At 46.5% G+C, this 17,414-nt stretch carries 13 protein-coding genes and 1 pseudogene; 1 reads left to right on the top strand and 13 read right to left on the bottom strand.

All coding sequences use genetic code 11. The features are described 5' to 3' along the window. Positions 1 to 202: pseudogene (locus tag C505_RS24630) on the top strand (IS256 family transposase); the annotation flags it as partial. Positions 203 to 614: 412 nt separating this feature from the next. Here the strand turns inward: C505_RS24630 and C505_RS23240 are convergent. From C505_RS23240 to C505_RS24625, 13 genes are all read right to left on the bottom strand, one after another. Further along, complete coding sequence (locus C505_RS23240; protein ID WP_018694509.1) at positions 615 to 914, bottom strand: hypothetical protein; 300 nt, start codon at positions 912 to 914, stop codon at positions 615 to 617. 247 nt (positions 915 to 1,161) lie between these two features. Continuing rightward, positions 1,162 to 1,653 carry a DUF7919 family protein gene (locus tag C505_RS23970; protein ID WP_018694507.1) on the bottom strand — a complete coding sequence of 164 codons (492 nt, stop codon included), beginning with the start codon at positions 1,651 to 1,653 and terminating at the stop codon, positions 1,162 to 1,164. Between the two features lie 6 nt (positions 1,654 to 1,659). Then, entirely contained in the window at positions 1,660 to 9,555 is a 7,896-nt protein-coding gene (locus C505_RS0120460) for an FG-GAP-like repeat-containing protein (RefSeq protein WP_157369254.1), read from the bottom strand. A gap of 225 nt (positions 9,556 to 9,780) precedes the next feature. Then, entirely contained in the window at positions 9,781 to 10,752 is a 972-nt protein-coding gene (locus C505_RS0120455; protein WP_018694505.1) for a contractile injection system protein, VgrG/Pvc8 family, read from the bottom strand. Continuing rightward, a complete protein-coding gene (locus C505_RS0120450) occupies positions 10,753 to 10,962 on the bottom strand; it encodes a tail protein X (RefSeq protein ID WP_245556390.1) in 210 nt (69 codons plus the stop codon). It abuts the gene before it with no gap. After that, a complete protein-coding gene (locus tag C505_RS0120445; protein WP_018694503.1) occupies positions 10,959 to 11,354 on the bottom strand; it encodes a phage tail protein in 396 nt (131 codons plus the stop codon). The genes C505_RS0120450 and C505_RS0120445 overlap by 4 nt, the downstream gene beginning before the upstream one ends. Then, positions 11,344 to 13,923, bottom strand: coding sequence for a phage tail tape measure protein (locus tag C505_RS0120440; protein WP_018694502.1), 2,580 nt, complete (start codon positions 13,921 to 13,923; stop codon positions 11,344 to 11,346). The genes C505_RS0120445 and C505_RS0120440 overlap by 11 nt, the downstream gene beginning before the upstream one ends. Before the next feature lie 135 nt (positions 13,924 to 14,058). Beyond that, positions 14,059 to 14,301 carry a phage tail assembly protein gene (locus C505_RS0120430; RefSeq protein WP_018692271.1) on the bottom strand — a complete coding sequence of 81 codons (243 nt, stop codon included), beginning with the start codon at positions 14,299 to 14,301 and terminating at the stop codon, positions 14,059 to 14,061. Positions 14,302 to 14,447: 146 nt separating this feature from the next. Further along, positions 14,448 to 14,954 carry a phage major tail tube protein gene (locus C505_RS0120425; RefSeq protein ID WP_018694500.1) on the bottom strand — a complete coding sequence of 169 codons (507 nt, stop codon included), beginning with the start codon at positions 14,952 to 14,954 and terminating at the stop codon, positions 14,448 to 14,450. Then, the gene (locus C505_RS0120420) at positions 14,951 to 16,087 is read right to left on the bottom strand and encodes a phage tail sheath C-terminal domain-containing protein (protein WP_018694499.1); all 1,137 of its coding nucleotides are present in this window, start codon (positions 16,085 to 16,087) and stop codon (positions 14,951 to 14,953) included. Before C505_RS0120420 ends, C505_RS0120425 begins: the two co-directional genes overlap by 4 nt. A 2-nt stretch (positions 16,088 to 16,089) precedes the next feature. Continuing rightward, positions 16,090 to 16,350, bottom strand: coding sequence for a hypothetical protein (locus C505_RS23225; RefSeq protein WP_018694498.1), 261 nt, complete (start codon positions 16,348 to 16,350; stop codon positions 16,090 to 16,092). After that, positions 16,347 to 17,024: a hypothetical protein gene (locus tag C505_RS0120410; protein ID WP_018694497.1), complete on the bottom strand. Its 678-nt coding sequence runs from the start codon at positions 17,022 to 17,024 to the stop codon at positions 16,347 to 16,349. Before C505_RS0120410 ends, C505_RS23225 begins: the two co-directional genes overlap by 4 nt. A gap of 9 nt (positions 17,025 to 17,033) precedes the next feature. Then, the coding region (locus tag C505_RS24625; protein ID WP_018694496.1) for a phage tail protein at positions 17,034 to 17,414 on the bottom strand (381 nt) is incomplete at its 5' end.

Here is a 17,414-nt window from a genome sequence, read left to right as displayed (position 1 = left end):
GACGGTTCGTTTAAGAACCACGAAAAGTAAGCATTGTGGCAGTCGAAAAACGACACTGGCGATGGCTTATAAGCTGCTGGTAACCGCACAAAATAAATGGCGTCGATTGAGAGGCTACCGCCTTCTAGCGGATGTCATTGCAGGGATCGAATTCAAGGATGGAGAAAAAGTAACGTCGGATGATCAACAGGATGCTGCATGATCATGTCATACACCAGATTTGACTATAGCTCCCCAACTTCTACACATGTATCTAGCAAAGAAACGAATTCGTCTTTTAAATGAACAGGTATTTCATAATCAACATCATCAGGTAGAGGATCTCCTCTACCTGTTAAGTCTAAAGATGCTCCCAATTGTTCCCAACAAGATATGTCATCAGAGATGAGAATGGAAAACAGATGATTAATCAACTGATTTATAGATTCATGTTTAATATTATAATGCTTACAATATGTAGATAAGCAAACAGCTGCATATGCTTGCATACCTCGATTATTTAAGTTGGTTATTTTTAATACTCCCTCCAACTCAGGCGGAAAAATAAAGCTTTTTAAGGGATCTTTTAAAGTTCCAATAGCTAATAACCGCTTATGTTGTACTAATTATAGTTTTTAGTTGGAGTGAGTCGCCCCTCTATTAAAAATATCGATTAGCGCTTCAAGTTGGATACCCAATGAATTTGGTTCTCCATCATTATCCAACCCATAAGCCATAAAATGATCCGATAAATAATCAACAACAAGATCAATCTCTTCTTCCGACAAATCGATTAAATATTTCCCTGTCGGAAATATCCCTTTTGCTATAAACTCCCCAGACTTTTCAGTTTGGGCTAACTTCTTTGCCAAAGAATCGTTTAGGATTAATTTACTTAACAGTTTAATATCTGGTAGATTTATTTTGAACTGCATTATAATTACCTTATCGATCTGGGGTTATAACTGAAGCCTAATTCGTTGGCTTTACTCTGCGTAGAACCACTACCTGATACTCTAGATGTCCCTTGTTGCCAAATTTGTGTTCCCCTAGACTTCCCGTAAGTTGTTATTACTCTTCCTTCACTACTCAATATGACAGTGGCTTTCTTTCCTTGGTACTTAACGGCTCCACGGGCTTGCTCCACAATTTTTTTAGGGTTTCGAACTGCATCTAACATAATTAGTCTTTAAAAGAGAAAAAAGCAGGTTCTTCATCAGATGCTCTCAATGTCTCAGTACATCTAAGTTCTATGTTTTTTAACTTCTTTAAGTACTCTGCACTTGGTGGTCTTGGAGAACAGTTCAATGCATCAACAAATGTATCTGGCAACTTGTAATTATGCTCTTTTACATAATGGTAGATCATATTTGGAGCTGAATATATCTCACCATTCTCGCCAAAAACCCTGATTTCTGCACTACCAAGAGAAAGATTCACATTATCACGCCCTTCAACGATAATAGTTGGAGAAGCACAAAGCTCACATTCATGCAGGCCTCTTGTCTGGACAACCGAGAATAGACAAAACTCCCATAATAAACCAAGGATTTCCTCTTTTGGTTCCTCTTTTGGAAAATCATGCTCTCTATCCAACCAACCGATGTTTATAGATTGGCTGTCGCAGACTTGAGCTATGTATGAGTACTCTGATAAATCAGAAAAATATGCCATAGTTTGTTACTCCAATGCTTTAAGGCATTTACCACTATTACAAAACGCCCCAATGACTGTGCTGTCACCTTTCATGACATTTTGTATTTGATTTTTTGTCATTTCATTAATATTGTGAACGGTCACGCCTGGTAAGTCTCCGTACTTAGTAACATCGTCTATATAAAACTGCATTTCTTTTGTCATTTTACCGTTTGGAAAACCATGTACACCACTCAATATATCTATTTTCTTATTTTTATATAGTGCACTTTGAACTTCGCTAGATACTTGGCTTTGAACTATGTTGCCATCAGATGTAACAAGTTCACCTCCATTACCATTTGACTTAGATGAAAACCTTCCTCTTAGACTCCCAGATCCCCTATTACTCCCTTTTGAGGCACCTCTAAATGCCCGCCAAGCCTTCTTCCCTGCCTTAAACGCCTTATAGGCAACAACAATGACACCGCCACCGGCGATGGTCGCTGCTACCTCACCAACTGCCAGTGTCCATTCAATCATACTACATTCATTGGTGGTCATACAGCCAACAAGGTCGGCTCCAGGAAGCATCTCTAGGGCAAACTGTCCTAGCTCACGCGCTTGGGCCCAGAAGGAGTTCCCATTCACTGCCTGTCCCAGACCTGCGGTGATCGCCCCATTGGCAAACTTACCACCCGTCAGGGCTGAAACGGTCCCCCCAATCACAGCTGCGGACAGGGTTCGCAGGGAGTCCATGCCCGACTCAACCCCAGGAAATAAGCTGTTTACATTAATCGCTTTTGTGATCCCTGCGGATAGGAAGCCATGGGCAAACTTACCGCCATTGAGTTTCGCGGCAACACCGCCTGTCAGTGCATGAGAGCCGACCCAAGCAGCTTGCCCACCTGTTGAGGCGGATGCAAAGCTACCGTATTTTGACCTAAATCCGGAGCCAATTTGTTGGAATGCAGCTCCTGAGACCGCACCCACGAGCGCCCCTTTTAACGAACCAGAAGCGATCCCCCCAGAAATAAAGCCCAACGCTGCTGCATTATACCAAGTGGCCGCAGCCCATGCGCCGACGCCTGGGATCAGCATCAATGCGAGTCCAACAAACGGGGCAAACTTACCGAGCGCCTTATTTAATTTCTTAAATATCTTTTTAAAGAAGTAGCCACTTGGATCGGTAAACTTCAATGGGTTATTCAGTGCATAAGCATAACGGTTGAACGACTGCACATTCTTTGGCGCTTGAATAAATGGATCGGCCTGCATGAAACGACCAATATCAGCATCGTAGATCCGCCCGTTCATATGAATAATACCCGTATCCTGGATCTCTTCATGCCCGGTAAAGCCTCGGTTTTCTTCCATTGCCTGATGCATATCGAAATCAGAAAGTGAAATAAACACGTCTTGGCGCTTACCAAATGGGTCAAACAAGCTTTGAGAAACAACGATCCCGTCTTCGTCTGTCACAGCAACCGTGGAACCAAGTGCATCCTGATGCATCACGCGAGATACCTCACGCCCATCCGTAAAACGTTTAATCGCTACCGAGCCAACATAGTAGGTTTCCCAACTCGTATCTGGCAGTGCTTTTCCATCTTTATCTTTGAGTCCACTGGTGCTGACTTTCTCGTATGATTTACCTAGGTAGTACGTTGTTCGACTGCCATAAATACCCGAGTGTGTACTGAAGAGATCACGTCGATAATACCGGCTGTTTTCTAAACCATATCGGAAGGTTGAATTCACACCATTTGCGATCAGGTTTCTGATTTTATGCCGTGTGGTGTAGTAGAAGTGCTTCTCGCCTTCACCGGACTGCCAGCTCACGTTACCTGAGGCGTCATAGTAAAACTTCTTCAGCTTTGTTGGGTCTTGTTCATTGCGGATCACCCCTAAGCGGTGAGGTTTATCCGCATCGTATAAGTACTCACCCACCCCCGTCTTAAAGGTGATATTGCCAAATCCATCGTATTGGTAAGTGTGTGTTTGAGCCAGCTTCTCACTGAAATTCAATGTATCTGTTTCAAAACTCAACTGGCGCTTTGTCAAACGATCGAATCGTTTATCAAAGGTGAATGATTCCTTAACGGATAAAATCGGCGCGGTATTCTCGGTTGCACCGGAGTTATTGTAGTAATGGCTTTCACGTGTTCGTGTACTGCCATTCTCATAGTGACCATAACTGACCTGATAAATATCCCCATTCGCATGAGAGCGAACACCGATATGCTTCACCCAGCCGCGGTGTGCATCAAAACCTTTCGTGCGTGTCACACCGCCCAAAACACTTTCTTTGGTCACACGGCCCAATGCATCCATTTCATCAATACGTTGATACATGACATTGGTGTCAGCGTTGTATATTGCCTTTAAATGGCCATTCGCATCATATTCATTTCGTGTTTTGAATTGATTCGGATATATTTGCTCAGCGACACGGCCAAACGCATCGTAAGTCAAGCCGGTGATCAATTGATTAGTTTTATCGAGCGTTGTGACTGACTGTGTGAGACGGCCTAAGTGATCATAGGTATGACGCACATGCTCAAATGCATCTGACTTTTGAATATCAGTACATGAAGCCCCCTGTTCAACTTCGCTTATCGACTCCTCGATCACCGAGCCAACCCAAGGAGTTAACGTATCTTCATAACGCTTACATGTCAGAATGACCTTATTTTGCCAGTTCAAGATCGCAGACTGGATCACGCGGCCATAGTCGTCATACGTTAACGTGGTGGTATTCCCGTTCCCATCCGTTTGTGTTTTCAACATGCCAGCAGCATCGTAGGTAAAGGCCCATGTGCCTTTCTCTGGATCAATCGTTGTTAACTTGCGGCCAGCATGATCATAGGTGACTGCAACGGTGGAAGATTTCATAACCCCTTGTGCATTCTGAGCAAAAGTGGTTGTGTTGAGGAGTTGACCGTTCACACCAAAGGTATTCGTGACCCGAGAACGTGTCCCTACCGAACCCAATGCCCCGTTTTTCGGGGAAAGCGTAGGGGCAAATGTTGCAATGGTATAACCCAGTGCGCTTTTCACACTTTGAATATAGGTATGTTCAGCTTTCGTTTGACCATACGTCGTACCTTCAGTGACATATCCATAATATCCATAGGTTTTGGTGACACCACTACTGTGTTTTGATTTGATAACCCGGCCTTGCGCGTCATAGGCATATTGCATCCAGGCACTTGGCTCACCCGCATAGGAAGGTTCGTATTGGTAAATGATCTGGTCATCAGCGTCATATTTCGTGACGGTCGTTGCCACTTGATCATCTAATAACACACGTTGTGACTTGACCGTTCGGCCATATTTATCAATATATGTGACGACATCACCACTGCCCGATTGAGAGTCGGTGACTTTGATCAATGCACGATGACAATCCGTTTGACAATACTTTTTCGTGGTTCGTGTTTCAGTACCATCAGGTAAAACCGTTCGGATTGCCAAACCGTAGTTACTGAAGTAAGTGGTCGTCACGAGTTTTGCGGGTGAGACCGTAGATTGATTATAAATCGGCCCTTCCACATCATCTGCTGAGCGACCATTATAGAAATAATAGGTTTGATGCCCTTGGCTATCCTGTGTAGACGATAAGTAACGACCATTGTGACTATATTCAGCGCGTGTGGTGGTTTCTCTTTCACCATTTTTGACCGTCTTCTGAACCTCGTTGCCAAATGCATCGTAATCAAAAGTCACAACTTCTTCTTGTGGCTTTTCTGGTTCGCGGGTTTCTGACTTCAACATCCCTTTTTTATCGCCCGTGGTGTAATACGTATACGCCGTCTTGCGCCAAACAGATGTGTCTGGCTGTTCAACACCAGCAACCGTATGGCTTGACTGACGTTTATAAACCGTCGTATTTGAGAGACGCCCATAACGCTTGTCTTGAACAGACGTGCCATAGGTATGCGCCGTTTGCGATTTTAAGATGGTTTTCCGGTGTTGATCTTTGATTGTCTCCGCTGTTTTGATCACATTCCCATATTCATCTTGCATGGTTTCAAAGATACGTCTGCCCTTGAACTGATAGAAACCACCCGAGCCAATTGAATATGTTTCATCTTCTGACCATTTGAGATAAACCTGATGAACTGGGATCTTCTGAAGGTGACCATTTTTCTCAAACGTCTTCACTTCATACTGATTGATACTCTTCTTTGTGATCAAACCGCCTTGTTTTTGTACGGTTCGGATCGGCATCCCTTTCGATAATGGGGATTGCGAATATTCCGTGGTTGTACTCAAATTCTTATTGAGGTTTGTCGAAGTGATCTTTGAAAAACCAAGGTTGCCATAGCCTCGACGATGGATCTGGAGTCCCTCGTAATTGTAGGTGACCGTATCTTTCACATCGCGTGCTTTCACCATGTCATAAGTTGAAGAGGACACCGATGAAACAAGATATGTATTCAAAAATGGGCTATACAGGTCTGGGTCCACCCGATATTGACCATCCACATCACGGAAAACCACTTTTCTTCGATACACAGCGCTATCGGTCATCGACTTATACTGAATGTTCGTCTTCAGGTTTGCACCCTGGGTACGAGAATAACCCGTTGTAATAGCAGACAAACGCGGCTGTAAATCACCTTTGCCCACATTTTCAAAACGATACCGTTGATTTCGGTAGAAATCATTCAAGGCTAATTCCGCATGGCCATCATTGTTCATATCCACCACCTGGAATGTCATGTAGGAGTTGTCCTTTCCTTCACGGTGGTAAATTTGTTTTTTATTTTTCATCTGAAATAAATCAGACTCAGTCGCATGTCGCTGTATTTCTGAATGAATGACCGCATCGTAATGTCGGGTTTGGGTGTAATACCCCTCTCTTGGAGAGCCTGCTTGCTTTTTCGTCTCCCATTTGACACTGAGGATCAACTCCTTACGGCCATCCTTATCAAAGTCGTTGATCAAAAAGCGCTTAATTTTCTGTGAAGAAGGCACTTCAGCCAGCGTATATCGGTGTGTAAATGGCTTCGAGTAAAAAATTTGTCCTGTACTGAGATGGTAGCTGATCGAGCGATTATCGCGCATGATCACGACATCCGATAAACCATCACTGTTGATATCATGAATAGAAAGGACATCCTGATGAGAAATACCACCTAAATTCGCAACATAGTATTCCCCTCGCCCTTTACCCATCAAAAATACCGGTTGATGCTTCTCTTTATTGCCAGCTTCAGTCACGATACGGCCCGATTTCTCCTTCGTCCATTTATCTGACTGGATCGGGTGTCTTTTTTCAACTCGTAATGCAATATCTGTGATCCCATCGCCATTAAAATCCGCAGATGTCGAGACGATTTTGAGTATCTTTGTGACATTTGGAATATTCTCAACCAAGGTCGTTTTATAACGGGATAACTGACCATTGTCGTTTTTACTGGCGACGACCCTGTGATTGCCCTCGATAAAAACAAAATCCATATCACCATCACCATCAATATCAGCAATGGACATACGATCAGGCTTCATATTGCCATCCACACCAAGGGGCTGTTCCTCATCCTTAAATGCATACTGAATACTGCTTGTATAGCAACCGCCCTTCGTCCATGGATCTGAAGGGGTGCAATGTTGTTTACTCTCCACTCTTGGCCGATACTGCGATAGGTACCACTTATTGCCACTGCCGATGAACAGCATGTCCATATTGCCGTCGAGGTTTGCATCAAAGAACTGCACTGAACTTGGATCTTTTATCCAGGTCATCCGAGAGCGAGCATAACCTTTTTTACTGTCATAAAAATGAGCAAAACCGCTATTATGGGGGATCTCAATCCCATCCGGCTTATTATCCCCATTCATATCATACTCATAAAAACTGACACTGGAGGCAAGACCTGAGATATGAGTCGCTTTGGACTCAAGACCCGCTTTTGCTGGGTTGGTCATGTCAAATTTAACAGGTAAGCGGCATTGGTAATTCTTGTTGATACACTCTCGAACGGTATCAACAACATTTTTATCTGAATACCCTGATTTGAAAGCGATGTCATAATAGCGATAGGGTGCACCATCTTTTTCAATCTTGACGCTTTTGAGCACTTTCCCAAGATAAGATTTGCGACCATTTCGATAGCCTTCAAACTGTTTTTTACGCGTCGTATAGTTGAACGTAATTTTTATATTCGGCTCGATCCCTAGCTTATAGTTGCCACCATATTCAATTGTTTTGATGTCATACTTTGTTTTTGGGCCTGCAACGTCATATTGAAAAGAGACATAGTTCCCAAATGCGTCGGAGTATCCCCGGAGTGCAAATGATGGAACAATTTTATGACGACCTTGATTGTCAAAAGGCGTGTCATAGTGTCCATAGTAGAACGTTTCTTTTGCTTTCGTCTCTACACGAAAACCGATAAAGCTTCCAATTCCACCTTTATAAATACGGGAATGGTCAGTGATCTCTTTTTCATAGTAACCTCTCCTTGTATCCACCAATCGTTGTCCATCCATGCAGAAATTGTCTTTCTTATCAAACATCACGCCGCGGTGCATTCCATCACGCGCATAGTCTGAGCCACAGCGAGAAATTTTACTCAATCCGGTTAGGTTCCATCCCCAACCCGCTAATCCAGGACCACCAGATGATGAATATGTCAGACCGAGTTGTGGTTTCACCCCTGCAATGCCATCAGGCAGTGAAAATGGAATAGAATAAGTTGCTTGTCCGGTTTCATCGACGCGGAATTGGCCTTGGGTGGCTTCGAGAGAATGGTCGTCACCCGCAGAACCATCAGCATCTGAAGAAATGAGCTCTTCTACAGACTTCCCCGAAGTAGATTCAACTTTTTTGAAACAACGCTCGAGTCGTTCTCGATTAATTTTTGCCGCTTTTGTTAAAAATACTTCTTTTGATTTTTTCGAGATCTTTGATAAGGTAACTTCTGTAGGCTCAAGAGTGCCACAAAACGCCTTCGCGTGTTGCAAAATATTCGAGTCTATCCCTGGAAAAATTACACTCTGACCATCAATATTATTATAAAGGTGGTAAGTTCCTTCTAGCGCATCTAAGTCAGGCAAGTTTTTAAGGTGTTTAACTTCTTCCGGGAATTTAAAAGTTCTGTAAAGTAAATCTATCTCTTCAACATCTAGCGGCTTGTCAAACATTACTATTTTCTGTAAGAAAGCGTGATATATAATGGAATAAGCGCTTGATTTATTCCAAGGATCTTGATTAAAGGGTATTTCAGAATCGTAAGGAATACGCGCAACCTCTTCCGAGTTAATGCTTAGTGTTATTGACTCTCCATCATACCTAAATACGACCATAGATAGCCCATCAACAACATGACCTGATGTGGTATGGCTAATCTTTTTCGAACGATCAAACTTGTTATTACGACTATTGAAAGGTGTATAGGATAATCCGCCATCAACTCTATCTGAACCTACCTCCCCTGACTTAAAAGAGAGATCTGTCGAAAATGTCCTTCCAACAGAACCTGAAATATAGCTTTTTGGCTTGTTAATTCGGTCCTCCCATTTTATTAGATTTCTTCTATCCAGCCAAAACACCCAAGTAAATCCATTAATAAACTTTTCAACGGAAATATTTCTATAATGCAGTTGAAAAGAATAACCTTGATAAAAGGGAAGCGCTTTTAGGGATACATTATTATTAGCATTAGTAAGGTGGCGACGACCAAGTATGGTTGTTTTTGTAATACCTCCGTAGCTATAAGTACCCTTGAGTTCGATCTCTGAACTTCCGACTCTATCTGGAATAACCCCTTCCACAAGATCATCCACCACATAATGATGAGTTGGCTCCAATGATTCAATCACCTGATCAAGCGCTTCAGAACTCGAAGCATCAGCATTAGAGGAAGATAAAATTGTGATCACCCCAAGCATGAGGGTCATACACGATGTAAACGGCTTAAATTTACCCACGGACAACGACCTTTATATCGATGGTTAATACGACAAAAGTCGTGGATTATACGCAAGTGCGATTGTTTTTTAAACAGGATGAAACCGTCTTTTTGGGCCTATTATCGGAATTTTCTTATGTGACGTGGAGTTAGGTAAAAATATTTTTTCAATTGGAGGGAACTTTTTTAAAGTTTGGATTTTGACAGGCTTATATTGAAAAGAGATTGAGAGGCTCAAAAGTAACTATTTTGTTAAAACCTCCACATCCACCCGACAGCGATACCCACTTCCGTTTATTTCATGTTCCACCCGTTTCACGACATATTTTCCATCCACAAAGCCTGTCACGCCCTCAATATTCAACACACCTTCAGCAACAAGCTTAGGGTTACCAATCAAAGTCAAACTGCCGTGCAATTCACCACGCTCAAGCGCTTTAAGCTCAGCAGTTGCCGCTAGTGTGGCTTCTGTTGGTGTGGCGTAGGTCTTACGCAGCGTTTTGATGGGGTCGGCCTGCCCGACTTTCACGGACTCCCGTTCCCCGGTTTGGGTATTGTCCCAATGGGCCAAGACGCTTTTGTATTTGCCACGCTCGGCCTGGGTCATGCGGTAATGGATGAGGTCCGTTTTGTGGATAGTGGTTTGTGCGATGGGCTGACCGGATTGACTTTTCGCTTGGCCTTTGGGTGCAATAACCAAGTAGCCGTTGACGGGTTTTGCGATGGCATCGAATTCCTTGGATAGACGCGTGAGGAAATGCAAATCAGATTCTTGGGTTTGCTCTGCGCCTGGAACGATGATATTACCTAGTTCATTGAATACTTTTGGAATCAATCCGTGGTCGGTGGCGATTTGCTTCGTGATATCTTTAAGCGTTTTCTGTCGATGACTCTTGGTTTGTTGGGACTTGAAGCGCTGTTTCATATCCGCTGCTTTTGCCCGAATAATGAGCGTATCCGGTGGGCCTGTTAGCTCCACTTCATCAACGATAAATGTCCCTTTATTCACAAGGCTGGTTTCCTCATAGCCGATGGCGACTTTGAGCTCTGCCCCTGTCGGTGGGATTTGGATAGCATAGTCTTTGTTATCCAAATGAATGGCGAGGGAGTCACTTTGCAATCCGGTATTGTCCAGCAGGCGTAACCGAAGCAGCCTTTCTTTGATGGCTTGGGTGATATCCTGGTTGTTGGCCGTGATTTGGAACGTTGGTTTCATTTAGGACCACAGACTGATGAGATTTTCGACTTGGTGCGGTTTGGATAGTTCTGGTAGTTCCAGGGTGACGCCTGCGGGGAGAATTGGACCATATTGCGCCAATCCTGCATTGACCGCTAACACTTGCTCAACCGTTTTGTGGCTTGAGCCATAGACTTCAAAGCAAATGGTATCCAGGCGCTCGCCTGCTTTGGTGGTGTAGTGCATCATGCGTGCTCCATAAAACGAAGGGTCAATGAGAATTCGATTTTTCTGGCTTGGCCTTGGCGTAAGAACTCACCCTGCTTTTCTTCAATTTTGGTGATGACCCATTTGCCATGAACTGTGCCTAAGCCGTCAGTCAGAAGCAGTCCTGTGCCCTGGTTGGCTTGTTGGCGCATCGTGTCGATTTGTTTCAGGCCGCCCCAGTAATGGGGGTAAATCACCCCTTCCAATTGGATTTCATCTTTGCCTGGACCCACATATTGCACCATCGGATGCGTACTAAGCCGCGCTTGTTCGGCCCAGCGATATTCTGTGGTGCGTTTCAAGCTTTTATAGGCGGCTGTGGCAATGGAAAACTCAAACTGTCCGAGGGTCATCATCACGGATTTATCCGACATCGGCTAGCGCCTCCCGCAGTTGCAAGCGCTGGCGATTGGCACTTGCCTCAAGAATGTCTTCAATCAATGCGTCTTTATCAAAGTCCTGTTTCGCAATATTCACCACAGGTTGGCTGTCGATATTCACATTGATGTGCTGCGTTATCTTCTGATGTTGGCTCAGCGTTTGCGCGGTGGTATTCAATTCCTTTTTAATGGCTTGGACCTGGGGTGTCGGTTCAGGCTCGCCTTTGATCGCATCCCCAATCAGACCACCTAAGGCACCACCGGAGAGCGCCCCAACAATACCGCCAATTAACGCGCCAATGCCTGAGCCCAATCCAGGCATGACCGCAGTCCCTGCCACCGCACCGAGTTTCCCGCCTGCCAGTGCACCGCCGATGGCGCCTGTATCTTCAGCGATATTGGCCGCTTTTTCTTTGCCGGACAGCTCCCCATCAAAGAGCGTACTACCAATAGCTGCGACACCCGCAACAGTACCAATGGCGCCCAGCGCTTTGCCTTTGGAGAATTTGAAACGACCGCGCTTTCCTTTTCTGCGTTTTCCATCCCCGTCCATTTCATCCGCCAAAGCAGACATGGCCAGTTTGCCTTTGGTGCGGTCTGCCATATAGGATAAGGCCGCAATCGCCATGGTGAGCGAGGACACGGCGATCACCGCAGGCGCTGCCACGGAAGCCACCAAACCCACCACACCAACACCTTGCAATAAGGTACTGGTCAGCCCTTGGTTTTTCTCAATGGTGCGCGTAAGCCATCCGGTCAATGATTCAATACTCGGCATCAGCCTTTCTAAGGTGGGAATGAGCGCATAACCAATTCGCTCTTTGACGCCATCCCAGCGCTGTTGCATCACAGATAGCTTGGCGTCCATGTTTCGGTCCATCAGCCGCGCCATGCTTTCTGTGAATTGTTTGCCTTGCTTCATGGCATCCGACACAGCACTTTGGTTTTCTCGAAAGGCGGCTTGCTGGCCCCACAATGCCTTGAAGAACTTCACCGCTTCTTCTGAGCCAAACGCCTTTTGAATATCCGCCCCGATTTTTGAGGTGTACCGCTGCCCGTAATGCTGTTGCAACTCAGCAAGGAGTTGCGGTAATGAATTGATATTCCCTTGTTCGTTAAGAATACGAACATCAGCGCCTTGCTTTTGGTAAGCGGTTTGCGCTTTGGCGGCATTGCGCTCCAGCGCTGCCATCACCGTGCCCGAAGAGCCTGCCACATCGGTGCGTTGCAGCATCCCCAATGCAGTGAATTGCTCCGCTAAAGGCACGTTGGCAACCGCCAACCCTGCCCCCATCGATTGAAAGCCTTGTTGCATACTCGCGCCATCGGTACGAAACTGCTGGACTGATTTGGCAAGGCCAGCGGAGAACACCGCCCCAAATTCATCATCGGTTTTCTGTTTGTACAACGTCTCTTTAAACGTCCCATACCCCGCAGCAAATAAAGAGGTCATCTGACCCACTTCAGCTTTGGTGGCTTTGGCAGTCATGGCAGCCAATCCGGCCCACTCCGCAACACCTTTATCAGTCAATGATGAGATACCTGATTTGATATCGTAAGCCGCAGTGACGATATCCGCAGCTTTCATCCCGGCATAACGATTTTGTATACGACGGCCTTCGGCAATGGTGCTTTGCGTATCTGTCATCCCCAACGATTGCAGGGCGCCTTTACCTTTTTCCACTTGGCGCATTTCATCCAAAGGAGAACGGGCCATCCCTAAAGTACGATGACCAATGCTTTGCATCCCCTGCCCAATCAGCGCCAAATTGCCTGCTTGTTGCAAACGACGGTCAAAGCTCCGACGTGATTGACGGATGTTGCGCTCATAGGCAGCGAAAGACGCCATCCGTTGCTGGCTTTTCTCCAAAGATGCAGCCAGACGGTTTTGCTCTGTCGCCAACTGCCTTGTATCCACTCCGGCTTGGCGTAGTTCATGACGCAGGGCACTGGCTTTTTGTTTATGGGATTGATGCGCGTTTTTCAGCTTATCCGACTGGGCTTTGGTTTTTTCAAACTGCTGCCCCAAGTCGCGAACATCCGCAGCCGCCTTTTTCTCCTGGGCGCTACGCTCGGCTAAAACCTTTTTGGCTTTGCGGTGTTGCTCATTGAGTAACTTGAGCTGCTCCCGCTCCTTTTTGATGCGCTCAACAATCTCCTTATCGGCTTTTTTATGCCCGGTCTTCTTTTTCTGAAGTTCAGCAATCAACTCTTTTTGCTGACCCATGGTCGTATTGAGCTGACTCACTTCATGGCGTGACGCAGTCACCGATTCAACCCATTGATTTTGCGTGACCTTTGCCGCGTGATACGCCCGCCCGGCCTTGGCTGTTTTTGCAGCGCTTTTATCGAAGCTTTGACCCAGGCTGCCCAACTTCATTTCCAGCTGTGATAAATCTTTGGTCTGCTGACCGAGTTTACCCAACTTCTCCATTTTGGATTGGTGTACTTCCAATGTTGAAGCGAGTTTCCCAGCACTCGCCCCAATCGTTTTCGCAGGCTTAGAGAATTTATCCTCCAACCCCAAACGGGCAGAGAGGCTGATTTTTTGTTGGTCAGGCATCAGGCGGTCGATTCATTTGGTTGGTGATGTTGAGATAGTCCATGAATTTCGGGATGGACATGGACTCGATTTCAGTGAGTGAAAAGTGCAACGTTGCCGCCATCGTCGCTATGGCGGGGCGTAGGTCTTTCGCCCTTATTCCAAAAAATCGAATAATGCAGCTTCGAACGCTTTATAGTCACGAATGGATAATGCCGACACTTCATCCGGGGTCCACTGACAGACATTCGCCATAATATGGATCGTGCGCTTTAATGTGGACTCAATGTCATCCACCAATTCCAGGTCGCGCACCGTCGGCACCCGAAATGTGAGCACTGCAATGCTCTCGCCATGACGCTCAATCGGATCTTGGAGTGTGAGTTCGTTTGTTTTCATGGGACTTTCTCTTTTCTTGTTGCGGTTGAATGTTGCCCGACGCCGCTAAAAACTGGGCATCGGATGGGGGCAGTTCTATGGTTTCAGATACCGCATAGTGCCTGCCCTTGATTTGAAATGGGCGTGAGACCTGATATTTCATTGCGCTATCGTCCTAATGCGGCGCGCATCCCTGCAAGCTGATCCACACCGCCGATCATGCGGATATCGTTGACGATATCAATCGTGATCACCGGGATATTATCGAGGGTCAGTGCATAAAACGTGGGACTCATCTCAATGACTAAGGGCGGCTTGGTTCCTGGCGCCCACTCCCCAAAGTCCAGCTCTTTCCAAGAACCGTGCAAGACCACCATCGCTTTCTTTTCCTGCTGACCTTCTTTGAAGTAGCCCCGACAGGTCACATTGACTTCATTACCGGGCACCAGTCCCAATAATGCAAAAAGCTCTTTTCGGTAAGAATTTAAAGTAAATCGGCAATTCAGGGACTCCATCCCCATTTCAACCTCCACAGGGGCGTTCATCCCGCCCCCGCGATATTCTTCCGTTTTCATTTTCAGCTTCGGCAGCTGCATTTTTTCAATGGTGCCGCCGTGTGCAAAACCATCCACGAACAATTCCATGCCGTACAAGGTTTGAGGAAAACTGCTCATGATAAGGCCTCCTGAATAAATTCATGGGTCAGGTGCGAGCGAAACGTAATATGCTCTGCACAATACGCTGGGGTGTATTTGAAATTGAAAAAGACCTTGCCCTGGGCAATGTTCTCAGGCGTGTTCAGGGATGCATCCGCCTCACACGTCCCGCCCAATATTGCACCAATGCTCACCAAGTGGCGCAGATACGCATTCACTCCGGCGGGGACTTCATCGAGATAGGCTTTGTTGATATTCCGATCTACCGCCCAGAGGTGGGCGCGCAGAAGTGAATCATGCATCACATCAGATGAACGCACCACATTCTCAAACGCCCATTTCGGGTCCGACGTGCCACACACGCGAGTCCCCCACGCACGAAACCCGCCTTGATGGATGATGGTGCCGATATGGTTCTCATTGAGAATATTGGCACGGCAGTTCTTATCCCCAAAGGTGAAATCCACAGGTTGACTTGTGCCTGTAATGCCGTTGATCACCTGATTGGAAATCGGCACATGAAAACCAAGTTCGTTATCGACTCTTGCCCGAACCCCCGCCAATCGTGCCGAGGGCGGTTCCATTCGATTGCCCACCATCAACCAGGGGTCACACATATACACCCGTTTGCCTGCGGATTTCGCCAATTCAATCGCTTTAGCGTCGGTTTCATTTGGCCCATCCACATACGCCATGGCCCGCATTCGATTGGCAATCGTGCCCAAGTTCGCCAAAACCGTCGGTTGGTGACTAAAGCCAGGGGCAATGAGAATACGCGGTTTCAAACCGACTTGAGATTCTGCACCTAAAAGTGCATAGACACCCGTGTACACGTTATTTGCATTACTGCCAGCGACATTGGCGATCGTGGTGGCGTCATTGTCATCGGTTGCCACCCGCACCATCACGACGACTGCACCAATTTGGTCGAAAATGCCTGAGAGGGATTGCGCTAACGTGCCTGTCTCGCCTAACTTGGTTAGGTCGGTATTGGGGCTGACCACAATCGGAAAATCCGTTGGAAACACATCATCGTCCGCATCTGGTGCGGTCCCCACCAAGCCGATAATGGAGGTTTTGACGGTTTGAATAGCACGCACACCGCTATCGACTTCAACAATCTCCGCCCCATGTAAATATTGGTCTGCCATGGTTATTCTCCTTCGATTGGATAACGGGCTTTGATGGCAGCCACAGCGCTTTGCCATGCCTGTTTCTTGGCGTCCGTTTGGTCATACTGCCATTCCATAAACAGCGGGTCTGACTCAGCCTCATAAGCGGCACGCCTCAGTTGCAAGACCTCCGACTGTTCATACTGGAGGGTGTAACTTTGTGGGCTGCCGTAAATCTTCAGCTCATGGGCGCGCAGTGGACGACCCGAGTAAATGATTTCGTTGTTTTTGATGATTTTCATTGGCGCACCTCCACCCCAACCCCGAAGATCTCCAAGTCCCGCTTGCCTAAATTCAAGACGCGCAGCGTGGTCCACGATAGATAGTTTCGCCAATAGAAATTCGTGATCTTCATTTGGTTTCGATCCTGATATTTATCGCCCCAATCCCGGCCAGAAATATCGTGCATGGGGTTATCATCCTCGCCCAGGAGTAAAAACGGCTCTGTAATGGAATCATGCGGGTGATAAGCCCCTTGGGCCGTATTCAAGCGCAGCATGTGCACCTTGGTATGCATGGTGGCGGCTACACTGCCTGACACATTCACCAACAGATTCAGGTAGGCGTGCATGCCCTCAGGCAACGGCACTTGGTTAAACCCATTGGCAAACTCCACAATATCGGCAAAACACACGGTCCCATCGCTTTTCGCGGGCGTGTAATCCGCGGGCATATCGTAGGTGTACTGGGCAATTTCGTTATCGGATAAGCCTAAAGCCGGAATAACGACTTTCTCCGGCAAGGCGACATAGTGGGTAAATCGAATATATTCACTGCGCGCTGTCTGGATAAAGTTATCCATCTCGGTACGTGCGTTTTGAACGGCACCATTGATATCCACAATGGTATCTTCCACCGTCTGCGTGAGTGTGTCGGCTTTGGTGGCAAGCCGCACAATATCGTCGTTTAAGGCCATTTGGGTTCTCTATAAATGGAGGTTTTGGGAAATTAAGGCGGTGAGGTGGCGGTTCATATTGCCGATCTGGACAGCGGCCATCTGAGCAAATTCGCTATCGAAAAACAGATTGAGACTGCCTGTTGATATCACATTGACACTATCCGGGGGCAGCGCCTCCAATCCCAGCGAAAAGGCTTGGATGGCGTGGTTGTATTCCGTATTCCAATACAAAATATCTTCTGGATGGCTCCACAGGGCTAATAGCGTCCCATCGGATAAATATGCGCCGACCTCCCGAACGGGAAACTCAGGGCCAGTATCAAACAGTGCGGCCACCTGCCACTGGGTTGGGCTGGTTTTCAGGGCATCGGCAATCGGCAGGCGCAAACGTTCATTCGAGAGCGCGGT

This window comes from Algicola sagamiensis DSM 14643, from assembly GCF_000374485.1.
GTDB classification, from domain to species: Bacteria; Pseudomonadota; Gammaproteobacteria; order Enterobacterales; family Alteromonadaceae; genus Algicola; species Algicola sagamiensis.
The sequence above is the reverse complement of the archived record's forward strand: the minus strand, read 5'-3'. Positions and strand labels throughout refer to the sequence as shown.

Coding starts and splice junctions, on each gene's coding strand:
- C505_RS23240 (WP_018694509.1), bottom strand. CDS start 914: ATGCAGTTCAAAATAAATCTACCAGATATTAAACTGTTAAGTAAATTA.
- C505_RS23970 (WP_018694507.1), bottom strand. CDS start 1,653: ATGGCATATTTTTCTGATTTATCAGAGTACTCATACATAGCTCAAGTC.
- C505_RS0120455 (WP_018694505.1), bottom strand. CDS start 10,752: ATGAAACCAACGTTCCAAATCACGGCCAACAACCAGGATATCACCCAA.
- C505_RS0120450 (WP_245556390.1), bottom strand. CDS start 10,962: ATGATGCACTACACCACCAAAGCAGGCGAGCGCCTGGATACCATTTGC.
- C505_RS0120445 (WP_018694503.1), bottom strand. CDS start 11,354: ATGTCGGATAAATCCGTGATGATGACCCTCGGACAGTTTGAGTTTTCC.
- C505_RS0120440 (WP_018694502.1), bottom strand. CDS start 13,923: ATGCCTGACCAACAAAAAATCAGCCTCTCTGCCCGTTTGGGGTTGGAG.
- C505_RS0120430 (WP_018692271.1), bottom strand. CDS start 14,301: ATGAAAACAAACGAACTCACACTCCAAGATCCGATTGAGCGTCATGGC.
- C505_RS0120425 (WP_018694500.1), bottom strand. CDS start 14,954: ATGAGCAGTTTTCCTCAAACCTTGTACGGCATGGAATTGTTCGTGGAT.
- C505_RS0120420 (WP_018694499.1), bottom strand. CDS start 16,087: ATGGCAGACCAATATTTACATGGGGCGGAGATTGTTGAAGTCGATAGC.
- C505_RS23225 (WP_018694498.1), bottom strand. CDS start 16,350: ATGAAAATCATCAAAAACAACGAAATCATTTACTCGGGTCGTCCACTG.
- C505_RS0120410 (WP_018694497.1), bottom strand. CDS start 17,024: ATGGCCTTAAACGACGATATTGTGCGGCTTGCCACCAAAGCCGACACA.